This window comes from Sporolactobacillus mangiferae, assembly GCF_023336505.1.
Taxonomy (GTDB): Bacteria; Bacillota; Bacilli; order Bacillales; family Sporolactobacillaceae; genus Sporolactobacillus; species Sporolactobacillus mangiferae.
Genome location: NZ_JAMAST010000002.1, coordinates 1 through 26,375 on the forward strand (window position 1 = coordinate 1; position 26,375 = coordinate 26,375).

At 43.8% G+C, this 26,375-nt stretch carries 23 protein-coding genes and 1 pseudogene; 7 read left to right on the forward strand and 17 right to left on the reverse strand.

The features are described from left to right. Positions 1 to 235, forward strand: a 235-nt coding sequence (locus tag M3N64_RS02445; protein ID WP_283163279.1) for a helix-turn-helix domain-containing protein, incomplete at its 5' end; no start/stop codon positions are given. Between the two features lie 225 nt (positions 236 to 460). Next, positions 461 to 565, forward strand: a pseudogene (locus M3N64_RS02450) (site-specific integrase); the annotation flags it as partial. 243 nt (positions 566 to 808) lie between these two features. Here the strand turns inward: M3N64_RS02450 and glnA are convergent. From glnA to M3N64_RS02490, 8 genes are all read right to left on the reverse strand, one after another. Then, positions 809 to 2,143 carry a type I glutamate--ammonia ligase gene (glnA, locus tag M3N64_RS02455; RefSeq protein ID WP_249096921.1) on the reverse strand — a complete coding sequence of 445 codons (1,335 nt, stop codon included), beginning with the start codon at positions 2,141 to 2,143 and terminating at the stop codon, positions 809 to 811. A 60-nt stretch (positions 2,144 to 2,203) separates the two neighbouring features. Next, positions 2,204 to 2,587, reverse strand: coding sequence for a MerR family transcriptional regulator (locus M3N64_RS02460; protein ID WP_249096923.1), 384 nt, complete (start codon positions 2,585 to 2,587; stop codon positions 2,204 to 2,206). Positions 2,588 to 2,692: 105 nt separating this feature from the next. After that, positions 2,693 to 3,973: a methionine gamma-lyase family protein gene (locus tag M3N64_RS02465; RefSeq protein ID WP_249096924.1), complete on the reverse strand. Its 1,281-nt coding sequence runs from the start codon at positions 3,971 to 3,973 to the stop codon at positions 2,693 to 2,695. 2 nt (positions 3,974 to 3,975) lie between these two features. Beyond that, on the reverse strand, positions 3,976 to 5,229 hold the full coding sequence (hflX, locus tag M3N64_RS02470) for a GTPase HflX (protein WP_249096928.1): 1,254 nt from the start codon (positions 5,227 to 5,229) through the stop codon (positions 3,976 to 3,978). A gap of 28 nt (positions 5,230 to 5,257) precedes the next feature. Continuing rightward, the gene (locus M3N64_RS02475) at positions 5,258 to 6,211 is read right to left on the reverse strand and encodes an AAA family ATPase (RefSeq protein WP_249096938.1); all 954 of its coding nucleotides are present in this window, start codon (positions 6,209 to 6,211) and stop codon (positions 5,258 to 5,260) included. Positions 6,212 to 6,482: 271 nt separating this feature from the next. Further along, a complete protein-coding gene (hfq, locus tag M3N64_RS02480; protein ID WP_249096942.1) occupies positions 6,483 to 6,716 on the reverse strand; it encodes an RNA chaperone Hfq in 234 nt (77 codons plus the stop codon). A gap of 196 nt (positions 6,717 to 6,912) precedes the next feature. Further along, entirely contained in the window at positions 6,913 to 7,845 is a 933-nt protein-coding gene (gene miaA / locus M3N64_RS02485; protein ID WP_249096947.1) for a tRNA (adenosine(37)-N6)-dimethylallyltransferase MiaA, read from the reverse strand. Between the two features lie 183 nt (positions 7,846 to 8,028). Next, positions 8,029 to 8,649, reverse strand: a complete 621-nt coding sequence (locus M3N64_RS02490; RefSeq protein WP_249096949.1) for a DUF5052 family protein — start codon at positions 8,647 to 8,649, stop codon at positions 8,029 to 8,031. A 730-nt stretch (positions 8,650 to 9,379) separates the two neighbouring features. Between M3N64_RS02490 and M3N64_RS02495 the strand changes: the two genes are divergently transcribed. Together M3N64_RS02495 and M3N64_RS02500 are read left to right on the forward strand one after the other, a co-directional pair. Then, positions 9,380 to 9,598: a hypothetical protein gene (locus M3N64_RS02495; protein WP_249096951.1), complete on the forward strand. Its 219-nt coding sequence runs from the start codon at positions 9,380 to 9,382 to the stop codon at positions 9,596 to 9,598. A 334-nt stretch (positions 9,599 to 9,932) separates the two neighbouring features. After that, complete coding sequence (locus M3N64_RS02500) at positions 9,933 to 10,202, forward strand: hypothetical protein (protein ID WP_249096953.1); 270 nt, start codon at positions 9,933 to 9,935, stop codon at positions 10,200 to 10,202. Positions 10,203 to 10,210: 8 nt separating this feature from the next. Here M3N64_RS02500 and mutL read toward each other — a convergent pair whose 3' ends face one another. The 5 genes from mutL to miaB form a co-directional block, all read right to left on the reverse strand. Continuing rightward, on the reverse strand, positions 10,211 to 12,064 hold the full coding sequence (mutL, locus tag M3N64_RS02505; RefSeq protein WP_249096956.1) for a DNA mismatch repair endonuclease MutL: 1,854 nt from the start codon (positions 12,062 to 12,064) through the stop codon (positions 10,211 to 10,213). Positions 12,065 to 12,160: 96 nt separating this feature from the next. Continuing rightward, the gene (mutS, locus tag M3N64_RS02510; RefSeq protein ID WP_249096958.1) at positions 12,161 to 14,752 is read right to left on the reverse strand and encodes a DNA mismatch repair protein MutS; all 2,592 of its coding nucleotides are present in this window, start codon (positions 14,750 to 14,752) and stop codon (positions 12,161 to 12,163) included. Positions 14,753 to 15,129: 377 nt separating this feature from the next. Further along, positions 15,130 to 15,690, reverse strand: a complete 561-nt coding sequence (gene cotE / locus M3N64_RS02515) for an outer spore coat protein CotE (protein WP_249096968.1) — start codon at positions 15,688 to 15,690, stop codon at positions 15,130 to 15,132. Between the two features lie 321 nt (positions 15,691 to 16,011). Continuing rightward, complete coding sequence (locus M3N64_RS02520) at positions 16,012 to 16,389, reverse strand: YlbF/YmcA family competence regulator (RefSeq protein WP_249096971.1); 378 nt, start codon at positions 16,387 to 16,389, stop codon at positions 16,012 to 16,014. Beyond that, positions 16,386 to 17,873, reverse strand: coding sequence for a tRNA (N6-isopentenyl adenosine(37)-C2)-methylthiotransferase MiaB (gene miaB / locus M3N64_RS02525; protein ID WP_249096975.1), 1,488 nt, complete (start codon positions 17,871 to 17,873; stop codon positions 16,386 to 16,388). The genes M3N64_RS02520 and miaB overlap by 4 nt, the downstream gene beginning before the upstream one ends. A gap of 219 nt (positions 17,874 to 18,092) precedes the next feature. Between miaB and M3N64_RS02530 the strand changes: the two genes are divergently transcribed. Together M3N64_RS02530 and M3N64_RS02535 are read left to right on the forward strand one after the other, a co-directional pair. Further along, positions 18,093 to 19,364: an MFS transporter gene (locus M3N64_RS02530; protein WP_249096977.1), complete on the forward strand. Its 1,272-nt coding sequence runs from the start codon at positions 18,093 to 18,095 to the stop codon at positions 19,362 to 19,364. 322 nt (positions 19,365 to 19,686) lie between these two features. After that, the gene (locus M3N64_RS02535) at positions 19,687 to 20,952 is read left to right on the forward strand and encodes an MFS transporter (RefSeq protein WP_249096979.1); all 1,266 of its coding nucleotides are present in this window, start codon (positions 19,687 to 19,689) and stop codon (positions 20,950 to 20,952) included. Between the two features lie 66 nt (positions 20,953 to 21,018). Here the strand turns inward: M3N64_RS02535 and M3N64_RS02540 are convergent, their stop codons facing one another. Continuing rightward, positions 21,019 to 21,480: a CBS domain-containing protein gene (locus tag M3N64_RS02540; RefSeq protein WP_249096982.1), complete on the reverse strand. Its 462-nt coding sequence runs from the start codon at positions 21,478 to 21,480 to the stop codon at positions 21,019 to 21,021. A gap of 268 nt (positions 21,481 to 21,748) precedes the next feature. Here M3N64_RS02540 and M3N64_RS02545 point away from each other — a divergent pair, with 268 nt between their 5' ends. Further along, complete coding sequence (locus M3N64_RS02545) at positions 21,749 to 22,009, forward strand: stage V sporulation protein S (protein ID WP_249096983.1); 261 nt, start codon at positions 21,749 to 21,751, stop codon at positions 22,007 to 22,009. A 189-nt stretch (positions 22,010 to 22,198) separates the two neighbouring features. Here the strand turns inward: M3N64_RS02545 and M3N64_RS02550 are convergent, their stop codons facing one another. The 3 genes from M3N64_RS02550 to recA all read right to left on the reverse strand — a co-directional run bounded on the left by M3N64_RS02550 (position 22,199) and on the right by recA (position 26,354). Beyond that, positions 22,199 to 22,996, reverse strand: coding sequence for a TIGR00282 family metallophosphoesterase (locus M3N64_RS02550; protein ID WP_249096985.1), 798 nt, complete (start codon positions 22,994 to 22,996; stop codon positions 22,199 to 22,201). A 281-nt stretch (positions 22,997 to 23,277) separates the two neighbouring features. After that, the gene (gene rny, locus M3N64_RS02555) at positions 23,278 to 24,825 is read right to left on the reverse strand and encodes a ribonuclease Y (RefSeq protein WP_438270994.1); all 1,548 of its coding nucleotides are present in this window, start codon (positions 24,823 to 24,825) and stop codon (positions 23,278 to 23,280) included. A gap of 479 nt (positions 24,826 to 25,304) precedes the next feature. After that, positions 25,305 to 26,354, reverse strand: a complete 1,050-nt coding sequence (gene recA / locus M3N64_RS02560; RefSeq protein WP_249096993.1) for a recombinase RecA — start codon at positions 26,352 to 26,354, stop codon at positions 25,305 to 25,307. Between the last annotated feature and the right edge of the window lie 21 nt (positions 26,355 to 26,375).

Here is a 26,375-nt window from a genome sequence, read left to right on the forward strand (position 1 = left end):
ATTAACGTGTAACTTATCTGTATTACTAGCAGAAAGGCATTTGAAAATATCAGATTTAGCTAAAATGACGAGAATATCGAGGACCACCCTTACAACTCTTGCTTACAATCGTAGTAAGGGGATTCAATTTGACACGATGGATGCTATTTGTACTGCTCTCAAAGTTGAACCGAGCGATATTCTAGGCAAGAGATCTTTGAATACGACATTAAAGTTACTGGATCACGTGTTTTAACAAAGGACGATCCAGCATCGAATGACTTCTATTTCAGCAACACCAAAACCGTAAATTCAGAACGTGGGTTCAAAATCACCAATGACTTCTTAATGGCCATCAGGTGCGCCATAATGCCAACAGAGACCGTTTCGGAGGATTGTATAAGTCGGACCTTGATTTAATTTAGTCTTCTGTCGTGAGGACGGATCACCACATCGTAAATCAACGCTCTTTAATGCATTTCGTAGGGTACTAAAGAAAGCCGATCTGCCGAACCTCCCCATTCACTCGCCGCGGCATACGCATTCCGTGCTTATGCTCGAATCGGGAGCGATGATGAAGGATCTTCAGATGCGGCTCGGTCACAGTTCAATGCAGATCACAGAAGATATATACTCACACACGAGTAACATTATTCAAAATGATTCGATCGCTAAGTTTGCAAAACATACCGATAAAATTTTAAATCGGCGGTCAAAAAGCGGTCAAATAATGAGAGATTGCATGAGACAAGATAAACAGCGATTTTGGCGGTCAAAACAAAACCCCCTTGAGCCATATGACTCCAGGGGGTTCAGAAAGTTTAATAGATTAATATTGTTCGAGGTATTGATCGCGTTCCCACTGGTGTACTTGAGTGCGGAACTGATCCCATTCAATTTCTTTTGCTGCATTGAAGTGTGTTACCGTATGTTCGCCGAGAGCACCGGTGATTACTTCATCAGAATTGAATGCATCTACTGCTTCTTTCAGAGATGCCGGTAATTCGTGAATGCCGAGTTCTTCGCGTTCTTCGTCATTCATCACATAAATACTGCGATCAACAGAAGCAGGAGGAGTCAGGCCTTTCTTAACTCCGTCCAGACCTGCAGCAAGCAATACGGCCATACCAAGGTAAGGGTTGGTTGCAGGATCAACGCTGCGCACTTCAATACGTGTGCTCAGGCCACGAGCAGCCGGAATACGAATTAATGCGCTTCGGTTGCTTAAAGACCATGCAATGTAACTTGGTGCTTCGTAACCCGGCACCAAACGTTTGAATGAGTTAACAACAGGGTTGGTAATTGCAGTAAATGCACGCGCGTGTTCCAGTACACCCGCAATAAATGATTTTGCTGTAGCACTCAGCCCATCTTCAGAATTTGCATCATAGAATGCATTTTCTTTTCCTTTAAACAGAGACATGTTAGAGTGCATACCTGAACCGTTTACACCAAACAGCGGCTTTGGCATGAATGTTGCGTGCAGACCATGCTGACGGGCAATCGTTTTAACGACCAGTTTGAAGGTTTGAATATTGTCACATGTTTTAACGGCATCCGCATATTTAAAATCGATTTCATGTTGACCTGGAGCTACTTCGTGGTGAGAAGCCTCGATTTCAAAGCCCATGTCTTCGAGCTCAAGCACGATATCACGGCGACAGTTTTCACCAAGATCAGTAGGTGCAAGATCGAAATAACCGCCCTTGTCATTCAAATCAAGCGTAGGATCGCCGTTTTCGTTCAGCTTAAACAGGAAGAATTCAGGTTCCGGTCCGATATTGAAGGCTGTGAATCCAAGCTTCTCCATTTCAGCTAGCTGTGCTTTCAGTACTGAGCGGGGATCACCTGGGAATGGTGTGCGATCCGGTTTGTAAATGTCGCAAATAAAACGGGCCACTTTGCCTTTTTCAGCCGTCCATGGGAAAATAACGAAGCTGTCATAATCCGGATAAAGAAGCATGTCCGACTCTTCAATTCTTACAAAACCTTCAATTGAAGAACCGTCAAACATAATATCGTTGTCAAGTGCTTTTTCGAGCTGACTTACTGGAATTTCAACATTTTTGATGATTCCAAGCAAATCAGTGAACTGCAAACGAATAAATTTGACGTTTTCTTCTTTCACTTTAGCAATGATGTCTTCTTTAGTAAACTTTGCCATTCATGATCCTCCCCAATAATAAGTTTCTTTTTTCAAAGATTTATATACACAGGCAATGGGTCACCGAAAAAAACGGGACAATTCACCTTGTATTAACGAAGTCTTGCCGAATTTACCTGCCTGAACAAGTTCAGATTTCAGATATTTCATAAGCTCGGCATCAGAAATAGCCTTCTTCTCAACTGGCCGGTTCGCTTCCAGCGGCTTTTCGCTGAGCACCCGCCTGATCCCGGCTAAATTCACTCCTTCATCAAGTAAAGACTTAATATCAAGAAGACGATCTACATCGTTGAAAGAGAAGACGCGGCGATTCCCCTCGCTACGTTCCGGATGAATAAGATCATTCTCTTCATAATAACGGATTTGTCGCGCGGTTAGTCCGGTCAGCTTCTGTACAATACCCATCGAAAATAAAGGCATTGATCGGCGTACACTATCAGCCATTTCGCCTCACGCCCCTTTCTTATTCACATTATAACCAGCGGCTTATTAGTTGTCAATCAATGTTAAGTTTTCTAACAGATGATGCAATAAATATTTAAAAAAATGTCACAATACAATTTTTGCCGGATCAAGTAACTTTTTTTCCATTAATCCGTCAACGGCCATCAGCAAAGCTGTTTTTACATGTTCAAAAGTCAGTCCGCCTTGTACATACAGCGTATACGGGGGACGGATCGGTCCATCTGCCGTCAGTTCAAGGCTCGCCCCCTGAACGAATGTTCCTGCTGCCATAATCACATCGCTTGTATAACCCGGCATTGGGCTTGGATAAGGCATGACATGCGCGTTAATCGGCGATGCCATTTGGACTGCCTGACAGAAGGCAATCATCTGATCCGGATCATGAAATGTGATGTTTTGAATCAAATCCGTGCGCGGGCTGCCCCATGAAGGATACGTATCCATACCCAGCTTTTCCATCAGTGCTGCAGTAAAAATAGCTCCCTTCACTGCCTGGGCAACCATATGTGGTGAGAGAAAAAAGCCCTGATATTGATCCTTCAATTCACTAAGTGACGGACCGACTTCTTTACCAAGTCCTGGAGCGGTCAGGCGTTCAGCGCACATCGCAACGAAACGTTCACGCCCGACAATATAGCCGCCTGATTTAGCTAATCCGCCACCCGGATTTTTAATGAGTGAACCGGCCATCAGATCGGCACCGACATGGCAAGGCTCACGTGTTTCCGTAAACTCTCCGTAACAGTTGTCAACAAAAACAAGCATGTTCGGATGCACCTTTTTTATAGCGCGGATCGCTTCACCAATTTGTGCAACCGGAATGGAGGGCCGCTGCGCATAACCGCAGGATCGCTGAATGGCTATCAGTTTTGTGTTTGGAGCAATGGCTGAGTTAACTGCATCAATATCGATTTTCCCATCACGCAGAGGAATACTGCGGAAGTCGATACCAAAATCCTTTAACGAACCATGGCTTTGTCCGGACAAGCCAATTACACCTTCTAAAGTGTCATAAGGTTTGCCGGTTATGTACATGAGCTCATCACCCGGTCTGAGGATACCGAAAAGCGCAGTTGTGATTGCATGGGTGCCTGAAATCATTTGCGATCGAACCAATCCAGATTCCGCTCCGAAGCAATCCGCATACACTGCTTCAATTCCATCCCGGCCGAAATCATCGTAACCATATCCGGTTGTTCCGTTAAAATGGGCATCGCTGATTTTGTTTTTTCGAAAGCTTGTGAGCACCCGATATTGATTTTCCAAAGCAATTGTATCTACACTTTTCAGTTTCTCGGTGATCTGTTTCTCTGTAGATTCCGTAACCTTTTTTAATAAATCCCCGTGGATCAATGCATCAAACATGTTTAAAACTCCTCATCAGTTGGTCGTGGATGGCGAATCAAGCTTGCCGCAATCGCAGTCGCTGGATATACAAAACCTTCTACTTCATAGGTTTGATCGTTTTCATTGTATACCTGCTTTTTTAAGATCGTTTTCTGTTTTACCTCGTTTAATAATTTTCCCTGATCTGCAGACAAGTGTGTATGATAGGGAACCATCTGTTTTTCAATGCATCGTTCAATCTCAATCATTATTTTTGCTTTCTCATCAGCATCTCGTGCAGAAACAAAAAGTGAATCCACAGGCGCGATGAATGGCGTCTTCAGCAGATCTTTTTTGTTATAAACCGTCAGAATGGGTACATCATCTGCCCCAAGCTCTGCTAATAAATGACGGACCGTATGCTCATGTTTTGTCAGTTCAGGGTCAGAGACATCCAGAACGTGTAATAAAAGCTGGGCGCCGCTGACTTCTTCAAGTGTTGAACGAAAGGCAGCAATTAACTGAGTCGGCAAATCCTGAATGAACCCGACTGTATCTGATAAAAGGGCCTCAAAACCGTTGGGAAGATGCACTTTCCGCGTCAGCGGATCAAGTGTGGCAAATAATTGATCTTCGGCATAGGTCTTTGCTGCAGTTAACTGATTAAATAATGTGGATTTTCCCGCGTTTGTATAGCCAACAAGCACAATCTGACATTGAGCATTGGCCTGCCGTTTGCTGCGATAGCGCCTGCGATGCCGGACAACGGCCTCCAGCTGATTACGAATGTCCTTCATTCGATTTCGTATATAGCGGCGATTAGATTCAAGTTGTGTTTCTCCCGGTCCTCTGGTGCCAATCCCGCCGCCAAGTCTCGAAAGTGATTTTCCGATTCCGTTTAATCGGGGCAGCATATATTGCAGCTGAGCGAGTTCAACTTGAAGTTTCCCTTCTTTTGACCGTGCTCTCAGCGCAAAAATATCGAGAATAAGCTGAGTCCTGTCCAACACTTTTGCAGAAAGAAACGTGCCAAGCCTTCCCTGCTGTGAAGGTGAAAGTTCGTCGTTGAAAATGACCGTCTCGGCATCCAATTGTTTTTCAAGCGCATTGAGTTCCTGCAGTTTACCGCTTCCAATATAAGTAGCGAAATCAATCTTCGGTCTTTTCTGAGTTACAACAGCCACTACCTGCCCACCGGCTGTCTGAGTTAATGCTTCGAGTTCCTCGACCGAGGACCTAAAATGGTCGTCACCCTGATCAGGCAGCTGGCAGGCTGCAAGGATCACACGTTCCATATCATTAAAAAACCTCTCTTATAACAAATTAAGCTTCGTTCTCTTGCTCCATTAAAAAATGTTCATCCAGCACCAGATCGCATGCACGAAGCGTCATCAGCGCATCACGATCAAAGCTGTTCTCTCTTACCAGCCGTACTGCCTGTTGCCGTATCATTCTTTCGATAACATTACGTACATAACGGCCATTGCTGAAATGGGATTCACATTTCTCAGATTTCAATTTGAGATGCCGAAACAGCTTTTTCTGGGCTTCCGCAGTCATCCTGTACTCTCGTTCATTGATCATTTGCTTCGCAATATCAAGAAGTTCCACACCTGTATAATCCGGGAACGAAAAAATCATCGGAAAACGAGACGGAAGCCCTGGATTCATCCTTAAAAACTCGTCCATCTCCTCCGAATAACCGGCAAGAATCAGAATAAAATCATCTTTATGATCTTCCATCTGCTTTACCAGTGTATCAATTGCTTCCTTGCCAAAATCTTTTTCACCGCCTCGAGAAAGCGAATAAGCTTCATCAATAAACAGGACGCCTCCCAACGAACGTTTGACAAGATCTCTTGTTTTCTGGGCGGTCTGACCGATATATTCACCCACAAGATCAGCGCGCTCCGCTTCCACCAGATGCCCCTTTGGCAAAATTTCCATATCACGGAACAAATCGCTTAAAAGGCGGGCAACGGTTGTTTTGCCTGTTCCCGGGTTACCCTTAAAAAGCATATGGAAGGACTGGCGTTTCACTTTTAACTGTGCTTCTTCCCGTTTTCTATAGATATACAGCCATGCATAAAGTTCACGCACCATATGTTTTACCTGATCCATTCCGACCAGTCTGCCAAGCTGTGCTTCTAATTTTTCGAGTGGCTCATGAGTGACGCGTTCATCTAATGAAAATGGCATATCTTCTTGCTTATCTTTCTTTTGACTGAACACAACGTTGATCTGGCTGTTTTTTGTAAAGGTATAAGCTTCCCGCACGGCCTTCACCTCACTGTTCTTTGGATCAAGAATTCATCATCGCCTGCGCGATCTATATATACGCGGCGACCTCACATCCGTGACAAGTGCCCAGCTGGGACCTGTAATCAACGGTCGTATTGATCCTATCATATGTGACTCATGGACGATTCAGAAGCAGAGGTGCCGAGCAGGCTCCCATTCCGCGGAAAGGTCATTGGCCCGAATTTCTTCAATTTTTATTTAGGTGGAATAAAGAAAGACAGCACTGAGGCTGCCTTTCCAGAATCTATTATGACTCGTCCTGACTTTTCCAATTCACAGGTTTTGAAGGAGAGAATGTTGAAATGGCATGTTTAAAAATTAATTGCTGCTTACCCTCACTGTCAAGCAGTACTGTGAAATTGTCGAAGCCCTTCACCTTGCCCTTCAATTGAAAACCGCTGATAAGAAAGACGGTCACATAAGTTCCTTCTTTTCGCAACTGATTCAGAAATGTATCCTGAATATTGATTGACTGTGTCATTTTATTCCTCCTCTTTTCTCTCTAAATAAAGTAAATTCGTTTAAATATAAAAATTTCCTGCAAATTAATCATTAAATCTGATCTTATTCTCTGAGAAGGAATGCAATTGTCCAATCAGAAAGATCCACATATAGATTATATTTTAATTTTCCATCATTTGCAAAGATCGTAAAAAACAGGCCCGGGATATGATCAATTAACGTCTGTACTCTTTGACGAAACGATGAATTTCTTCCGCTTTAGCCTGAAAATCGTCCAGCGCTTCAGTCATATCGATCCAGTGTATCGGCATTTGATGATTGAACCATGTATATTGACGTTTCGCATAGTGCCGAGAATGCTTCTTTAACTGATCGATTGCATCTGCAAGCGGAACCCTACCGTCAAAATAGGGAATAAACTCTTTATATCCAATGGCCTGCATCGCTTGTGCACCATGAAGACCCTGATCGTAAAGTGCACGCACTTCATTAATGAGTCCGTTCTCAATCATCTGATCCACACGTGCATTGATACGCGCATAGAGCAATGCGCGGTCCAATGTCAACCCGATACAGAAAAAGGGATACAGACACTGCGAGATCTCACGCTGGTCATGCCTGCTGAACGGTCTTCCGGTCTCATGAATAACTTCCAGCGCACGCATCACACGTACCAGATTATTGGGGTGGATCTGCTTTGCCGCATCAGGATCCAATGCTTTTAACCGTTCATGTAATGCTAATTTACCTTTTTCTTCAGCGAAACGCGCTAAGCTCAGGCGATATTGATGATCCGCACCAGTTGATCCAAAGTGATAATCATAGAGCGCTGCCTTTATATAAAAACCAGTGCCACCGACTATAATAGGCATTTTGCCGCGTGTACTCAGGTTCTCAAGTATCCGGCGTGCATCGATTTGGTAGTCGGCAACTGTATACGGTTCGCTTGGGTCACAAATATCAATTAGATGGTGCGGCACATTTTGTGCTTCCTGTCTGGTCACCTTAGCCGTACCAATATCCATGCCCCGATATACTTGAAAGGCATCTCCATTAATGATTTCGGTTTGAAATCGTTTAGCCAGGTAAATGCTCAGCTTCGTTTTTCCAACAGCCGTCGGACCGACAATGACAAGTGTTTCGTTCATCTAAAGAAAGCGCCCCTTATTGCAAAAAGTGCGTCCAGTATACCACAATTAGCTTTGAACGTGAATCATGATCATGACATGAGGCAGTCACAATCATTCAAGTACCGTTCAGATCGTTCCATACCGAAGCAAGAACCGCCCAATACTTCACTCTGTGTGTTTCTGGTACAAAAACCACCATAATTATTTCTTTAATAGTTTGGTATCATACATTGTAAAATCGCAACGATAGATGAACAAATACTTGCCGTCAATGATTAACCCGGTTGAATTCGGAACATCCGTCGCAAAATAGGAAACATGATTGCCCGCAAAAGTTGCGATTGGCTTTCCAAGCTGCGAACGGATCAGTATTACCTTGGATTTCCCATCAAAGTAATTATGAAAATCATTGACAACGCGATTGACAAATGGCATGCTGCGCTCTTGATTATCGGCCAGTATTTTTTGAGGTAACTGATTCATCACATCGCGCAGTCCCTTCTCATACATGATTAATGTGCTGCCTACATGGACGACCTGATTGCCTCCGATCGTAATGTTCAGAACGGATGATTCTTTTGTTGTCTCTCCCTTTTCGTTCGTGCGATCAAATTTACTGTCACGTGTAATCGATCCCGACACCCCTTTAATTGTGTCAACAGGTTGTCCGTCGGCATCATAAGTCTGCATCGTCACATCCAGACCTTTCAGATTGCCCTCTACCTGCGTTGTGAAAAAATCCAGCATTTGACATCCAGTGAGCGTGACCAGTGACACTGTCAGCAGTAACACAATAAAACCTGCTTTTATCCTGCGTTTCAATAAATTTCTCCCCCGCCTGCTAAAATCGAATCTATTAAAATTTTACCGTTCAGGCGCTGCTCTGTCATCCGCCCAGAGACAGATTTTTAACAAAGGCACTGTTAAACATGACTGCTGATTTCCACGAACAAGTGTGCTGAGGAGCACATTAAATTCAGCAAAAAAAAAGAGCCCATAAAGGCTCAGAAAATGACAATGTACGGTATCTATAAGGTAACATCCTTATCTCAACAAAATCTGAACGTTGTAAGAAAATTGATGTCTCAGTATCAGTTAAAAAGAGGCTGTACCAAAAGGCACCGAACTTAATCTTTTACAGGATCTTCAATTTTAGATATTTTCAGAGGTTTTTCCAACTGATGGCCACCCCCGTTTTATAATCAGCAAATTCATAGAGAGAGATCATTCGCTTAAAATCTCAGTATGATAAAATAATCATAATAGATTTTCGAGAAAAATTCCGATTTTTTTATATGGAGAGGATTTTTATGCATATAGTACTGAGAATAATATTTTCATTGCTCTTTCTCACAATCATGTATTTCTTCTGTTTTGTTCACCCCGTCACTTCTTGGCTATTTGCGGTTGTTTCTATTAGTTGGCTTGTTGCTTTTTTCATTCTCGATTACTGGATCAGAAAAAAGAGAATTGGGAGTAAATAGCTTTCATCTTTGTACTCCTCCCGCCTACCCCATCTTCGAAAATCCTGATTTTTAAGGAAGCGATAACCATGGATGAATTTCTTACAGACTTGAAAAAACGATTCACAGGAAAACGGCTTGCGTTTTTGACAATCCCTTATATTGCAGTCTTGCTTGTATTCTTGTTTCTGCCTTACCTTGGTCCTTATGAATCAATGATTATCCTTGGCCTTCTTATTTCCTACGCAGTTGCAAATTGGATATGGAACAGAGTGGATTTAAGGAAGAATCAAAACAGCGGTTCCTGATATCATCTCATCTAGCTTATTTCGCATCATTTTGTAATCGCTCTTATTGTCAGCAGACAATAAGAGCTTCAAGGAGCTGATCAAATGTTTCAGAATGTTTTCACTAAGCTCAAACGCCTTTTAAAAAAACGCTTTTTGTATTTTGAGCTTCCATATTTAGTTATTGGAGTCCTATGGCTAACCTTTACTCCTGACAAATATCATTCCTGGATCACTTATTATGTTTTTGCCTATTTGTTCCTCGTCATGATCTTCGATATCATTGGCTGGGACAAATTTAAAAAACACAATCAAAACAGAAATTCCTGATAAAAACCTGTAAGGTGGTGATCTCTTGAAAAATGTTTGGACAAAGCAAGTGATACTTTCAGCGCTCACAATCATCTGCGCCTTTATCACTGTATTTTTCCTTTTTTCTATTGGAGGCATATTCTTTCCAAATGCCGCTGCAGGCGCGCTTTCAACACTTGGTCCAGTAACAAGGGATGGGGTTGAACATATACAGACGCCCATCCATTTCACCCATAACCTTGAGAAAGAAATGGTTTTAAATTTGAAAGCTTATCTGGGCAAATTATGGGCAAACGGTTCACAGGGGTGCTGAAAACCCTGTCACTGCACGCGTTTAAACATCTTTTCCATTTCGTAGGGCGTGAAATGAACCAGTACGGGGCGGCCATGCGGACAGGTAAATGGATCCGCTGCTTTACCGAGTGCATCAAGCAGTGCCTGAATCTCGTCAGGACGCAAATAATGGTTGGCCTTGATTGAGCGTTTACATGCCATCATCATTGCCAGTTTCTCCAGTATTTTTTTAATCGATACTTTACCGGTCTCGATGATCTGATTGACCAGATCATGAATCATTTCTTCTTCTCTTCCTTTGGGTATCCACGTCGGGCAAGAACGGATGATCAGGCTCCGCGCACCGAATGACTCAAAGTACAAACCGATATCCTGCAAATAATTGTGATACTCCTGAATCGTTTCATACTCCGATGCGCTGAATTCGAAAGTCATCGGCACGAGCAGTTCCTGCACTTCCCGTGCCGTCTCCCCTACCTTCTCTCGGAAATATTCATATTTAATGCGTTCTTGTGCTGCGTGCTGATCAATAATATACAGACCGTCTTCATTTTGAGCAAAAATGTACGTTCCATGCATCTGACCAATCGGATAGAGCTTTGGCATCCTTTTCCGCGGATGATTGGTCTCCGAGGGATCGCTGATTTCTTCTTCCCTGGGTTCAGCATCTGTGTCGGCCGTCCCGTCATTCGCCCACTCAGGAGCTGCAAAGGCAGTGTCTGGTTCACGTACATGTTCCGATGCGAAGATATCTTTATCTGATTGTTTTTTCTGAATATCTGCCTCTGGAATTTCCGGTCCGGTAACGGCAGCAGGCGAAAAATCAAGTGTCTGTTGCTCATTTTGAGGGCTGTCCGGCGTCACATGTGGTTTCCCGGAAACAGACGGAATCAACCGTTCACGGTGAAATGCTTTTCGTATTGTTTCGCTGATCAGCGCGCAAAGTTCCCCCTCCTTGCTGATACGTGCCTCAAGTTTAGCCGGGTGCACGTTGACGTCGACAAGCGAAGGATCCATATAGATATGAATGACACAGATCGGATAACGTCCGACCATCATCAATGTATGGTATCCGTCCATAATGCTGTTAAAGAGCGGATAATTTCTGATGAATCGATTATTGATAAAAATATAGACATACTGCCTGCCTGCTCGTGAAATCTGTGGATGAACAGCAAGACCACTCACCTTAAAATCAAGTGACTCCCCATTAAAGGAGTATGCTGCCTTCGCAGTACGCACGCCATAGACTGCAGCAAGCACATGACTCAGATTACCACTCCCGTTTGTCTGAAAAAGCGTTTTCTGTTCATGAATCAGCGTAAACCGTACATTGGGATAGGCAAGTGCCATGCGGTTGACTACTTCTGTGATCTTACCAAGCTCAGTATGAATGCTTTTCAAATATTTCAGGCGTGCAGGTGTATTATAGAAGAGACGCTCTACTTTGATTTCCGTCCCTTTTCTGCTTTGCGCACTGCCCTTGGCTATGATATGACCTGCCTGCAAAACAAGATGGGTGCCCGGATGCTCATCATCTGACGTGATCAGTTCCAGATACGAGACCGCTGCTATACTTGGCAGCGCCTCACCGCGGAACCCGAGTGTCGCTATATGGAAAAGATCGGCATCCTTACCGATTTTACTGGTTGCATGGCGTTCAAAAGCGATCTGACAGTCCTCAGGTGCAAACCCGCATCCATCATCGGTTACCTTGATCGATTTCAGTCCCCCTTCTTCAATTTCAATTAAAACTGAAGACGCGCCCGCATCGATGGAATTTTCTATCAGTTCTTTGACAACAGACGCCGGACGTTCGACGACTTCACCGGCTGCAATTTTATTCGCAAGCGTTTCACTGAGCCTTTTTATCACACCCACTGGATTCGCCCCTTCCTCTCGATCTTATGTCTTTTATTCCTGGCTTTTCATGAATGCGGTGGATCCGTGTAAATCATAAAGTACCTTTAACGGAAATTATTTTTTTAATCGCTTCTGAAGCTGAAAAAGTTTGTTCATCGCATCCATCGGAGTCATCGTTAATAGTTCTATTTTGCTCAATTCATCAAGAACTTTCTGTTCACTTCTGCTCAGTACCTGCGTTCCGCTATTTTCCCTTGATTCAGCAAACAGCGCCAATTGCTCCGGTTCGTCCTCAGCAGCTGCCGTTTCTGCCTGAGCATCTCTTTCGCTGTCAGGTAATTGTTCCAGTCCGCGCAGGATTTCATCTGCCCGTTGAATAAGATGATCAGGAAGACCGGCAAGCTTGGCGACATGGATCCCATAGCTTTTATCTGCCTGCCCTTCAAGTACTTTGTGCAGAAAGACAACAGTTCCGTTTTCCTCTATCGCGCCAACATGGACGTTTCTTAATCGGTCAAGCTTTTCCTCAAGAAAAGTCAGCTCATGATAATGCGTGGAAAAAAAGGTTTTCGCCGCAATGTGATCATGAATGTATTCAACGATCGCCTGTGCAATTGCAATGCCATCATATGTTGATGTACCTCTCCCAATTTCATCCAGCAGAATCAGGCTGTTCTGAGTCGCATGACTCAAGGCGTAATTAGCCTCATCCATTTCAACCATGAAGGTACTTTGTCCGGAGACAAGATCATCCGCCGCGCCGATACGTGTAAAAATTTGATCGAATATCGGCATATGTGCCTCATCTGCAGCGACAAAGCAGCCGATCTGTGCCATAATTGCCGTAAGCGCGGCCTGTCGCATATAGGTGCTCTTGCCGCCCATATTGGGTCCGGTAATCATGAGCAGATCGCACGATTCATCCATATCAAAATCATTCGCAACGAAAGTTCCTCTGCGCATGACGCGTTCAATGACCGGATGGCGACTGTTTTTTATTGTTAATGTACGGCCCTTCGAAAATCTCGGCCGAACATAACCATTACGATCACTGACGGCCGCAAAACTTTGCAGCACATCAAGCGTACTGACAAGGCGCGCGAGTTTTTGCAGTCGCGTTGCCTGATCTTTTATCTTCAATCGTACATCGCTGAACAGCTGAAATTCCAGTTCAACGCGTTTTTCTTCCGCTTCGAGTATGATGCGTTCTTTCTCCTTAAGCTCCGGAGTAATGAACCGTTCAGCATTTGAAAGTGTCTGCCGGCGCTCATAGCGGCCTTCCGGAATGAGTTTGAGATTAGGTCTGGACACTTCAATATAATAACCGAATACACGGTTATAACCGATCTTCAGTGATTTAATACCCGTTGATGCCCGTTCAGAAGCTTCAAGTTCGGCAATCCAGCGTTTCCCGTTTTTCGAAGCATCACGATACTGATCCAGAGTTTTGTTGTACCCTGATTTGATGATTCCCCCATCGGCAGTTGAAAAAGGCGGGTCGTCTACAACCGCCCGGTCAATGAGCGTGCGAACCGCCTCGCACGGATCCATTTCTTTTTCATATTCGGAAAGTGACTGCTCATCAAGTTCAGCGAGTACACGCTTTATTTCCGGAACCTGTTCCAAAGAACGCCTGAGCTGGACAACTTCACGCGGATTCACATTGCCAAATGAAACACGGCCAACCAGCCGTTCCAAATCATATACATTTCCCAAAAGTTCACGCAGTGACTCACGTTCTAATAAGTGCTGTTTTAAAGCGGCTACGGCGTCCAGACGCTGATTAATCTTTTTTTGATTTAAAAGCGGTTTCTCAATCCATTGTTTCAGTCGACGTCCACCCATCGCTGTTTTCACATCATCCAGCAGCCAGAGAAGCGACCCATAGGTTTTCTTTTCACGATTTGTCTGAGTCAGCTCCAGATTACGTCTGGAATGCTGGTCAATCATCATGTATTCATTGATGTGATATACATCTGCCTGCTGAAGGTGATCCAATGACCGTTTCTGAGTGCTGAGCAGATAATTGAGCAGCCGTCCGAGTGGATGAAGCAACTTTTCCTGACTGATGCCCTCCGTTATGGCGCTCAGCTGATCGGGAATCTGATCGGATTCATTTTCGGAAAAGGTTGTATTAAGTTTTTCAAACAATTCTTCTTTTTTCCGGACATCAAAATGCGGCTCAAGTACAAGCTCACGAACATCATTAGCATCCATTTCCTGAATGACGCCATCCCACGAATCAATGAGCGTCACTCGTGTCTCACCTGTTGTTAAATCACTCATGGCCAGTCCGAATGATCCATCCTTGTATGTGCTTAAAGCAGCCAAAAAATTATTTCTTTTCGGCTGCAGCGAATCATCCTCCATAATTGTTCCGGGCGTAATCAGCTGAATGACTTCGCGTCGCACCATACCCTTCGCCTGTTTTGGATCTTCCATTTGTTCGCATATGGCAATTTTGTAACCTTTATCAATTAACACCTTAATATATTGCTTGGCTGCATGATACGGGACGCCGCACATCGGTATGTATTCATCTTTACCGCCGTTTCGGGACGTAAGGGCAATTTCCAGTTCTTTCGAAGCTTTTTTTGCATCGTCAAAAAAAAGTTCATAGAAATCACCAAGCCTGAAAAAAAGAAATGCGTCCTGATACTGCGCTTTGATTGCCAAATATTGCTGAATCATTGGGGTATAACTCATAACTGCTCCTACCACCCTGCCTCAAATGCATTATTATGTTCTTATTATTATAGCACAGAGCTCTATTTACTTTAGTTAATCTACCACGGTTAGCGTGAGAGAATAATCACAATGTATTTGATCGGATTCGATTTATGAATAACCGTTCACTTAGTTGACGGAACCTGTCAGAACAGTTCTGGCAAGTACCGGAGCAATCAGGAAGAACGAACTTTGGAAATAAATAAAAGGTCATGACCTCCAAAATGGATCATGACCTCAATGAGCCTATTTACTGTTTTGGATTAAAAAAATGATCCGCTTGTTCAATGCCTCGTGCCTACATATTGACGACATCTCGCCGAACATAACACTTGAATCGAAGATGAATCCGCGTCCTATTCTTCGTCCTCATCTTCAGTCAAAAAATCAGAATCCAAATCGTTCAATTCTTTATCAAGGTCCTTATCTTCATCCGCGTCATCTTCAACTTCTACCAATCCATTGCCATCAACTTGAACTTTAACCTTTGTTTCACCAATTACTTCTACGAGAAATTCCCGCTCAACCTGCGCCACAACACGATTGCCGTTTGATGAAATTTTTGCTTCCAGGCAATTCGGTTCCTGCAGCATCCGGCAAGTAACCTGAACATGATCTGAAACGACTTGCTTGTCGCGAAGCGTTAGTGGAACACGATCATGGTAGCTTACTGTTTCACAGACAACCTCGGTCTTCGTATTATTGTTATACGAATACCATGTATTGATGTCATAGGTTCCGTCAACATTAACCGCATCCTTGTGATAGGTTGTTTTATATTTATGATTGATTACCCAGCATCCCAGGACGTTCGTCGGTTTATGCGTCGGGGTCACAGTGTGTGCGGATCTGCTGAATTTCTTGCCTTTGCCGCAAATCGCTTTGGTAATAATTTCCCTGTATGCATACTCTGCCAAGAGTCCAAACCTCCTTTACCTTCTTCATCTTCATGTTATGCAGGGCGAATAACACGTGTGAAACAAAAAGGAGGTACAGACAATGAGAAGAAAATTTATTTATTTGCTCCTGAATATATAGACTCAGTTTGCTCAAGTTTTAAATCAGACAAGCACTGGAAAAGTTAAACAGCATCAATAGGCAAATAAGCAAGCGCTTGTTTAAAAACCGGGCAGAAAGTGCCCGGTCATCTCTTCCGCAGATGCAGTGGCTTCCACATCGCGCACTGGATATGCACAGATAGTGGAAGACCCATTGATTGTACTTACTTATATAACCGATTAATTATCGGATTGTGTCGATTGATTCTTTTTGAAAACCTGCTGTGAAACAAGCTTTACAAGCAACTGCAAAAAATCATTCACATCTTCCTGAGACTGTTTAAATTCTTGCACAACGGGAATGGATTCAAGTTCTTTTTGCAACCGATCAATGACCGCCTCATTTTGATGATAGGCTTCTGTTTTCCCAAAGTGCTGTAAATTAACCGATTCTTTCTGATAATGCTTAATCCGATCAACTAACCGCTGCACCTTCTGGTTCGAGCTGATTTTCGCTTCAGCCTGTTTGTAGAACTGTACCTGTTCAGTGCTTGAAAGCCGCTCAGCAAGCATCTTCGCCCTTGCAAGGATCTCCTCATTAGAATACAGATGCGTCATTGATGCATCGCCTCTGTTTCCGCCTGCCACTCACCATCCAGTGACCACATTTTGGCATCCGTAATTTTAACTTTGACGAGTTGACCAATCAGTGATTTCGGTCCGCGGAAATTAACGACTTTATTCGTTCTTGTGTGTCCGGAAAGTACATCGTGATTTTTGCGGCTCTCGCCCTCCACCAGGACCTCGACAACTTGATCCTGATATTTCGCATTGCTTTGAGCGGCTAATTCATCCATAAGCTTATTCAGACGCTGCAAACGCTCTTTTTTCACGTCCATAGGCACATTGTCCTTCATGCGTGCAGCCGGTGTACCTGCACGTGGAGAATAGATAAATGTAAAGGCGCCGTCAAACTGACATTCACGGACAAGTGACATCGTCTCTTCAAACTGCTCTTCAGTCTCGTTAGGAAATCCCACAATAATGTCGGTAGTAAAAGATGCGTTTGGAACCGCCCTCTTAATCTTGTGAAACAGATCAAGATAGCGTTCCCGTGTATACCCGCGCCCCATGATTTTAAGAATGGCGGAACTGCCTGATTGGACCGGCAGATGGATATGCTCGCAAAGATTGCCACCTTTCCCAAGTACCTCAACTAAATGATCATCAAAATCTTTCGGATGGCTTGTTGTGAAACGTATGCGCGGAATGCCGATTTTCCGCATTTCATCCATAAGATTGCCCAATCCATAGTTTTTAAGATCTTTCAAATCTTTTCCGTATGCATTAACATTCTGACCAAGCAAAGTGACTTCTTTATACCCTTTTCGAGCAAGCTCGCGGACTTCCTGAATGATTTCTTCAGGGCGGCGGCTCCTCTCTTTACCACGAGTATAGGGAACGATGCAATAGGTGCAGAACTTGTCACATCCATACATAATGTTAACCCAGGCCTGAATGTGGCCTCGGCGTGACTGAGGGAGATTTTCAATAATATCTCCTTCTTTTGACCATACCTCAACGACCATTTCCTTGCCAAATAACGCTTCTTTCAATAGTTGCGGCAGCCGGTGTATATTATGTGTGCCAAAGATCAAGTCAACTTGCGGATATTTGGCAAGTATTTTGTTAACAACTACTTCTTCCTGAGCCATGCATCCGCAGACACCAATAATTAGCCCCGGTTTTTCAAGTTTCAGTGTTTTCAGCGCACCGATATGGCCGAATACTTTATTCTCCGCATTTTCGCGAATGGCACAGGTATTGATCAGAATAACATCGGCATCTTTGAGTTCATCAGTCTCCTGATATCCCATTTTTTCAAGGATTCCGGCCATGACTTCTGTATCGTGTTCGTTCATCTGGCATCCATAGGTTTCAATTAAATAGCGCTTTTCACGCCCAACCGTTTCCATGTCATCCGGTATTGTGAAATCATTTATGATTTGAACCGCTTCTCTGCGCCGCCTGCGCGCATCTTTCAGAGAAGGCGGCTGGAAATACTTTGAAAAATCAACTTTGCTGAATGTCTGCCCAGCCACAAGGAAACCTCCCTTTCAAATTCCATCATTAAATTATAGCAAATTTGTTCATGAGTGGAAAGAATGACACACGCAGCACACTTTGATTTTCACCTCTGCACACGTAATCAGAAAAAGATGAGCATCCTCATTTCCGTGTATATTATAGTAACACTTTAAAAAATTCATATCATTCCATGCTATAATCACTTCAATCTTTTTTTGGAGGCATAGAGCAGAATGAATTTGTTAAAACAAAATAGAAATTTTCGTCTCTTATTTTCTGCTCGATTGATAACAAACATTGGAGACAGTGTCTATTATGTTGCCGCGATGTGGCTTGTTTATCAATTGAGCGGGTCGGCATTTTATTCTGGTATTGCCGGTTTTCTCACGATGCTGCCGAGAGTGATGCAATTTATTGTCGGTCCGATTATTGATCGCTATCCGATTAAGAAATTGATCATTGTTACCCAGCTGGCTCAAGCCATTCTTTTAGTTGTCATTCCTGTTACCGCATGGCTGAACGTCCTCAACGTACCACTTATACTCATCGTTATGCCTGTTGTATCGTTTTTTAATCAGTTTTCCTTTCCTGCCGAGAGTGCATTAATTCCGCAGCTTCTTCATAAAGAGCAACGGATTCGGGCAAACAGTTTAATGACACTGGCCTACCAGGGCACTGACGCAGTTTTTCAGGCTGTTGGTGGATTACTGATCATGGTTGCCGGAGCTGTAACGCTGTACAGCGCTGATGTTATTACTTTTTTTTGCGCGATCCTTTTGTTTTCGATGCTTCGGCTACCCGCTGCAGATCGGCCAACCCAGCAAGTTTCATTCCAGGCCCAGTGCAGGCGTTATTTTTCAGATCTTGGCGAAGGGATCTATCAGGTCAGCCATTCCATTATCGGCAAGATGATTGTCGGATCACTGATCATCAATTTTGCATTGGGGGCACTGTACGCAGCCCTCCCTGCTTTTTCGGATCAAAAAGGCAGCGCTGCTTTATATGGATTCATGATGGCAGCGATGGCCATCGGAACACTTTTCGGCGCTTTGATTGCGCCTCAGTTTGAAAAGAAACCGATCGGTAAAATGCTGATGGTCGGTTATTCAGTCGGATTTCTTCTTTGGATGACTGCTGCCCTGACTCCGAATCCGCTGCTTGTGCCTCTTTTATTTTTGTTAAGTATGATTCTGCCAGGCTGCAATAATATTATTAATTTTACTTTGATTCAAAATATCGTTCCGCACACAATGCTTGCTCGCATCATGTCATTAGTGGCCAGTTTGGCGACATGCATTATGCCTCTTGGATCGTTGATCGGTGGTGTCCTGAGTGTGGTATTCGGAGCAACAGCAGTTTTTACTGCTGCTGGTTTTGGATTCCTGTGTTACGCAGTCTATGTGGCTTGTACACCGGCTCTCAGGCACCTGCCTTCATGCAGTAAAGCCGGGGCAGAATGCTACGACTTGCGCCCCAAAAAGACTGATGTACATGAGCTCATGTAATTTTTCTCTTACTTTAGCCATTTTGAATATAATGTTGCTTTCGGACTCGCAGCAATATGCGTGCTGCCTGTGGGGCCGTTCCTGTTGATGCGTGCCAGAGAAACTCAGCAGATTTTCGATTGTCTGAGAAGGCCGCGATGGCAAATACAGGGCAATAAATGATTAAAAACAACGGCAAAAAACTCTACTTTTGAAACACTTTTTCCAGGAGTAAATCATGCTTGGGGCGCGTGCATTCTCCGACCTGCGTCTGATTGATGTGTCCACTGACTTTGGTACATTACTTAATAAAGAAATGTATAAAGGTTAAGGGGTCCTGAATGTGAAACCACTGCTCCGTCATATGAATTTTTCTATGTTATTATTCGGAAGGCTCATTTCAAATATCGGTGACAGCATGTACTACATCGCAGCAATGTGGCTTGTCTATACACTTGGTGGTTCAGCATTTTACTCCGGAATTGCTGGATTTCTGACGCTTGCTCCCCAGGCATTTCAATTTATCACAGGTCCGATCATTGATCGCCATTCAATTCGAAACCTGCTCGTTGCAACTCAGTTAATCCAGGCCTTATTGCTGTGTACGATTCCAATTGCTTATGCTTTTCACTTTTTATCTGTCACAATGATTTTCATTATCATGCCACTCGCTGCTTTTTTGAACCAGTTTTCCTTGCCCGCTGAAAATGCCTTAATCCCGCAGATTCTTCCGAAAGAGCAGAGGGTCACTGCTAATTCTTTAATGGCGGTCTCGCAACAGGGAAGTGATGCCGCATTTAATGCGCTCAGCGGTGCATTAGTCGCCTCTGTCGGCGCAATCACATTGTATATGGCGGATATTGTTACTTTTCTCCTGGCAGCATTGCTTTTTTCCGCTATAAAGCTTCAATATGCCCATGAAGAAAATAAATCTGCCAAAACCATTCAAGAGCAAACAAGACGTTATTTCAATGATCTAAAAGAAGGATTCCTTACCGTCTTCCGTTCCATTCTTGGCAAAATGCTCGTCGCCAGCGCAATTACGAATTTCGTATTTGGGGCGATGATGGCCTCACTTCCTGCCTATTCTGATACTCTCGGCGGATCTGAAATATTCGGCTTCCTATTAGCAGGTATGTCGATTGGCAGCCTGATTGGTGCCGGTTCAGCAGGCCTGTTTAAGCGATTTGCCTTTGGCCGTCTGATGATTGTCGGTTATTTTCTGGGTTTTTCTTTTTGGTTTGCTTCCGCATGTATCCCCTACATTCCGTTCAAAATTATTCTGTTCTCAATCAGCATGATCCCAATTGGTCTTTCAAATGTGCTCAGCTTTGTCTTCATGCAGAATGTTATTCCGCAAAAAATGCTTGCCCGGTCAATTTCCGTTATTACAAGTATTTCTTCATGCATGATGCCGATTGGTTCGCTTATTGGCGGTGTACTGAGCACTCTATTTAGACCTCAGATCATTTTTGCTGCAACGAGCAGCAGCCTCCTCTTTATCTCAGTCTATCTCTTATGTGTTCCGTTGCTGAGGCGTATTCCGTCTGTACAATCCATCCAGCCTGAACAATACGGCTTTCACTCCGATTCTCCCAGCGGCATTTGACGCCAGGCACGAAAAGAAAACCCTGAACATACAAAAACAGCATGGCATCTTCACGCCCATGCTGTTTTATTCTTCTAAAAACTGTGCACCGATATGCTGAATAATCTGATCGCGGGTGATCAGTCCAATGACACGATGCTGGTCATCAACTACCGGGATCCGTTTAATATGATTATGGGACAGCTGTTTTAGGACGGTGTCCAGATCTTCATCTTTATCAACTGTTTGCAAATTTCTTTTTTTCATAAAATTGCTGACTTGTTTATTAAGCAAATCGCTCAATTTGTCCTTGGACATATCAACCACCACGGCAGAAATCAGTGAATAAAGATCGTAGATGGTTTGCTGCTTTGGGGAAATGGCCCGCAGAAGATCACCGTCACTGACGTAACCTGTAAGCTGATTCTGACTGTTTACAACAGGCACCCCGCCAATTTGGTGTGTAATCATGGTTCTAATCAATGCTTTGACCGAGTCATGCTCTTGTATCGTCACAACATCTTTCAACATTAATTGTTCTACACGCATAAGCAAGTGCCTCCACATCACTTTGAATGATCTTCTTATGACATTATTGTATCATGTATTTGGAAACACTTGCATAAAGTTGCCCTTCCATACCTCTAAAGAAGAAAAATGTTGATCGCCACCTGTCTCTTATCTGCTGACTTTGTTTTATAAAATCCCAAGGATAAACCAAAAGAGTGTTTTCTTTGCAATCCAAAATAGGCATAGTCATCGCCTTGAAGAATATAGTAATTTATGGGCAATCCTCATAAGGAGATGACAAGCGGAAATGGATGTTTTAAAAGTATCAGCAAAATCTGTACCTAACTCTGTTGCCGGAGCCCTTGCGCATGCTATGAGAGAGCAAAAAACGGCAGAAATACAAGCAATCGGCGCTGGTGCGCTGAATCAGGCAGTCAAAGCGGTGGCAATTGCCCGAGGTTTTGTCGCGCCAAGCGGTCTCGATTTAATTTGCATTCCAGCTTTTACCGATATTCTGATTGATGGTGAAGAACGCACCGCTATCAAACTCATCGTTGAGCCGAGATAAAAACCGTTCTCATCTTTTTAACAAAGACGGACATATCACATTGAACAATCAAAAAACACGCAACAGTGCGTGTTTTCTTACACCTGCCTCACATACTGTGGGGTCTCTTTAATTGACGTTTACATCAGTTGTTTAAAGACCATCGTTCATCTAAAAAAGGATCACTGTTTCTGGCGAATATAAAGCGGATTATTCAAAAAACAAGTGATCTTCATTAATTAAAAGGCGGTCAATCTTTGAAGATTTTCCTGTGCTTTCATCGACTTGAATTAATACGGCTCCAAGCTGGCCTGGGCCATCCTCACTTTCAAATCGAACAGGCATTGACGTTAAGAATCTTTTTGTTACTGCAGCACGTTGGACACCAATAATCCCATTGTAAGGCCCTGTCATTCCGACATCTGTCAAATAGGCGGTTCCTTTTGGAAAAATACGTTCATCCGCTGTTTGCACATGTGTATGCGTTCCAATTACCGCAGATACGCTTCCGTCTAAATACCATCCGAGTGCCAGCTTTTCACTGGTCGTTTCTGCATGTACATCCACAAAAATAATCGGTGTCCTTTTATGTGCTTCATCAACAAGCTGCCTGACAATGCGAAACGGATCATCAAGTGACGGCAAAAAGACACGCCCCTGAATATTGATGACCGCCACCTTGACGCCATGCGGCAGTTCAATATAGCGCAATCCGCTTCCCGGCGTCCCGGCTGGAAAATTCGCAGGACGAACCAGCTGCTTTGCTTCATCAATAAACTCAAAAATTTCACGATTATCCCATGTATGATTCCCCATGGTCAGCATATCCGCCCCGACTTCCAATAATTTCTGATAGATTTTTTTGGTGAGCCCTTTACCATGTGCGGCATTCTCTGCATTGACAATCGTTGCTGCCGGTTGGTACTTGCTTTTTAACTTCGGCAGATACTGTTCAATCATCTCTCTTCCCGTACGTCCATACACGTCACCAACAAATAAAATTTTCATGGCTACCACTCTTTTCCTTAAAGCATGCCCTGTTTGTATCAGAAAGCCTGGTTTCGCTGCGCTTTGGCGAGAAAGTGGTCGCCATTGCGCTTATCATCTTTAAAAATTATATATACTAAACCGGACAAGGATGCCCTGCCGTCCATCTCCGATTATGATTTATGCTTGCCCGATTGCCGCAGGTGTTTTACTTTTCGTGTCTGGCTGACACTTTTATGCTTAGCTATAAAATCAAATACTTTTCTTACTCTGTAAAAAAAAGCGGCTCATGCCGCTTTTTTTTATTTTGCATATTCTACAGCTCTCGTTTCACGGATCACTGTAACTTTGATGTTTCCTGGATAATCCAGTTCATTCTCAATTTTCTTTGTGATATCATGCGCCAGCTGGAAAGATTTTGCATCATCCACAATATCAGGTTGAACGATGATGCGTATTTCACGGCCTGCCTGAATCGCATAAGATTTCTCCACACCTTCAAAGGACTCTGAAATTTCTTCCAGTTTTTCAAGGCGATGAATATAGGTTTCAAGTGTCTCACGCCGCGCACCCGGTCTTGCTGCAGACAGCGCGTCAGCTGCAGCAACAAGAACGGATATCACAGAAGTTGCCTCTGTATCGCCATGATGCGAAGCAATACTGTTGATCACAACCGGATGTTCCCTGTACTTCGATGCCAGTTCAACTCCGATTTCTACGTGACTCCCTTCAACTTCATGATCGATCGCCTTGCCTATATCATGCAGCAGACCTGCTCTTCGTGCCAAGTTCTCATCTTCGCCAAGTTCTGCAGCCATAATGCCAGCCAAAAATGCTACTTCCATTGAATGCTTCAGAACATTTTGACCGTAACTTGTTCTGAAGTGGAGGCGTCCCAGTATCTTGATCAAATCCGGATGCAAATTGTGAATTCCGACTTCAAAAATAGTCTGTTCACCATAATCGCGTATTTTCTCATCGACTTCATGCCGCGATTTTTCAACCATTTCCTCAATTCGAGCCGGATGAATGCGTCCGTCCTGAACAAGCTTCTCAAGAGCGATACGCGCAACCTCGCGCCGGATCGGGTCAAATCCTGAAAGGATAACCGCTTCCGGAGTATCATCAATAATCAGATCAATACCAGTTAGCGTCTCAAGTGTGCGAATATTTCTTCCTTCACGTCCGATTATTCGCCCCTTCATTTCATCATTGGGCAAATTGACCACCGAAACGGTTGTTTCTGTCACATGATCGGCTGCACAACGCTGAATCGCAAGTGAAAGAATGCTTTTCGCCTTTTTTTCAGCATCTTCCTTCGCTCTTGTTTCGATGTCCTTTGCGATTTGAGCAGCCTCATGAGCCGTTTCCTCTCTGACCTGGTTCAGAATTAACTCCTTCGCCTCATCGCTTGTTAATCCGGAAATACGTTCAAGCTCTGACTGCTGCTTTCGCAACGATTCCTCCACTTTGCTTTCCATCTCTTCAATTTGTCGACGTTTCTTGCTAAGAATTTCCTCCCTTTTTTCAAGCGAATTTTCTTTATTATCGAGTGATTCACTTTTCCGATCGAGCAAATCCTCTTTCTGCAAAAGGCGATTTTCTTGCCTCTGAAGCTCATTGCGACGTTCACGCGACTCATTCTCCACCCGGGATCTGAGCGTGTGAATTTCGTCTTTCGCTTCTAAAAGCGTTTCTTTTTTCATTGCCTCCGCATCTCTCCGTGCATCATCAACGATCTGGCGTGCAGCGGTTTCAGCAGAAGAAATTTTCGCCTCAGCAATTTTCTTCCGAATGTAATAGCCAACAAACAGACAAACTACAGAGACAAGCACAATGGAGGTGATCATAACGTAGATGATCATTATTTCACCCCCTTGCTTTTCCGTATCGTCAATAAACCAAACAGTTGCTTTTTACTGAACGATGCTTAAAAATGACCTGTCGAAACCCTAATTGCTTCCTCTCTGTCCCGGATATCAAATTAACGCGGATACATTTGAAAGAAACTGCCTGGTTCCCACACTTGCCCTGTCGTTTTTAAGCATTTTCATGCGAAAAGTTTACATATTCATGTAATCAGTAACTTTACAGTTACAAGTTTATTGTATAATTGCCTATTTGGGTTGTCAACCTTGCTCCCATTAAATGGACTCTCTCTCTTCCCGTACCGGCAAATAAGTCATTACTCCTTACGCGTCCATTCTAAAAAGTGGTTTCTGGGTATGAAAAAAGCGCTCTTCAATAATAAGCGCTTTTCTTCACCCAATCATGAAAGTATAAGGACATGGCCGTCTTTCAGCACTGTGTACGTTTTCACAGCACAGCATTACTCATTGTCGGGAAGAGGAGCCGTTTCTGCAGTTGAATCATCAGCAGGCACTTCATCCAGCTGATAATGTTCACGTATCTTCTGCTTCACTTCCGCCTTTACCGAAGTATTCTCTTTTAAATACAGCTTTGCGTTTTCACGTCCCTGACCGAGCCGTTCGCCATTGTAAGAATACCAGGAACCACTTTTTTCAACAATATCCAGATCAGAACCGATATCAAGGATCTCGCCTTCCTGTGAAATACCTTGTCCATACATGATATCAACTTCGGCCTGCTTAAACGGAGGCGCGACCTTATTTTTTACCACTTTGATTCTCGCACGGTTCCCCACAATATCATTGCCAATCTTCAGCGTTTCAGCGCGACGCACTTCCAGCCGGACAGAAGCGTAGAACTTCAGGGCACGTCCGCCCGGGGTCGTTTCGGGATTCCCAAACATGACGCCTACTTTTTCACGAATCTGGTTAATGAAAATAGCCGTTGTCTTCGATTTGCTTATTGCTCCGGAAAGTTTTCTGAGTGCCTGAGACATAAGGCGCGCCTGGAGACCGACATGCGAATCGCCCATCTCTCCTTCAATTTCCGCCCTCGGCACCAGGGCAGCTACCGAGTCGATAACAATAATATCAATGGCACCGCTGCGAACGAGCGCCTCAGCGATTTCAAGTGCCTGTTCCCCGGTATCCGGCTGTGACAAAAGCAGATCATCAATGTTAACACCGAGATTTTCGGCGTAAACCGGATCAAGCGCATGTTCAGCATCAATAAAAGCTGCCTGACCGCCATTTTGCTGCGCTTCCGCAATTGCATGCAACGCCACCGTTGTTTTACCCGAAGATTCAGGCCCGTAAATTTCGATGATGCGCCCGCGTGGATACCCGCCAACACCCATTGCTATATCTAAAGCCAGTGAACCGCTTGATACAGTTGATACGCGCTGTTCCGGCCGTTCTCCCAATCGCATAATTGATCCCTTGCCAAACTGTTTCTCGATTTGGCGAAGAGCACTGTCGAGTGCAGCTTTTCGTTCATTTTTCTCAGCCATGATCGTCGTTCATCTCCTTAA

Bases quoted from the DNA above. Each gene is read 5' to 3' on its own strand.
- glnA (WP_249096921.1), bottom strand. From the start codon at position 2,143: ATGGCAAAGTTTACTAAAGAAGACATCATTGCTAAAGTGAAAGAAGAA.
- M3N64_RS02460 (WP_249096923.1), bottom strand. From the start codon at position 2,587: ATGGCTGATAGTGTACGCCGATCAATGCCTTTATTTTCGATGGGTATT.
- M3N64_RS02465 (WP_249096924.1), bottom strand. From the start codon at position 3,973: ATGTTTGATGCATTGATCCACGGGGATTTATTAAAAAAGGTTACGGAA.
- hflX (WP_249096928.1), bottom strand. From the start codon at position 5,229: ATGGAACGTGTGATCCTTGCAGCCTGCCAGCTGCCTGATCAGGGTGAC.
- hfq (WP_249096942.1), bottom strand. From the start codon at position 6,716: ATGACACAGTCAATCAATATTCAGGATACATTTCTGAATCAGTTGCGA.
- miaA (WP_249096947.1), bottom strand. From the start codon at position 7,845: ATGAACGAAACACTTGTCATTGTCGGTCCGACGGCTGTTGGAAAAACG.
- M3N64_RS02495 (WP_249096951.1), top strand. From the start codon at position 9,380: ATGGATGAATTTCTTACAGACTTGAAAAAACGATTCACAGGAAAACGG.
- mutS (WP_249096958.1), bottom strand. From the start codon at position 14,752: ATGAGTTATACCCCAATGATTCAGCAATATTTGGCAATCAAAGCGCAG.
- M3N64_RS02520 (WP_249096971.1), bottom strand. From the start codon at position 16,389: ATGACGCATCTGTATTCTAATGAGGAGATCCTTGCAAGGGCGAAGATG.
- M3N64_RS02530 (WP_249096977.1), top strand. From the start codon at position 18,093: ATGAATTTGTTAAAACAAAATAGAAATTTTCGTCTCTTATTTTCTGCT.
- M3N64_RS02540 (WP_249096982.1), bottom strand. From the start codon at position 21,480: ATGCGTGTAGAACAATTAATGTTGAAAGATGTTGTGACGATACAAGAG.
- M3N64_RS02545 (WP_249096983.1), top strand. From the start codon at position 21,749: ATGGATGTTTTAAAAGTATCAGCAAAATCTGTACCTAACTCTGTTGCC.
- M3N64_RS02550 (WP_249096985.1), bottom strand. From the start codon at position 22,996: ATGAAAATTTTATTTGTTGGTGACGTGTATGGACGTACGGGAAGAGAG.
- rny (WP_438270994.1), bottom strand. From the start codon at position 24,825: ATGATCACCTCCATTGTGCTTGTCTCTGTAGTTTGTCTGTTTGTTGGC.
- recA (WP_249096993.1), bottom strand. From the start codon at position 26,354: ATGGCTGAGAAAAATGAACGAAAAGCTGCACTCGACAGTGCTCTTCGC.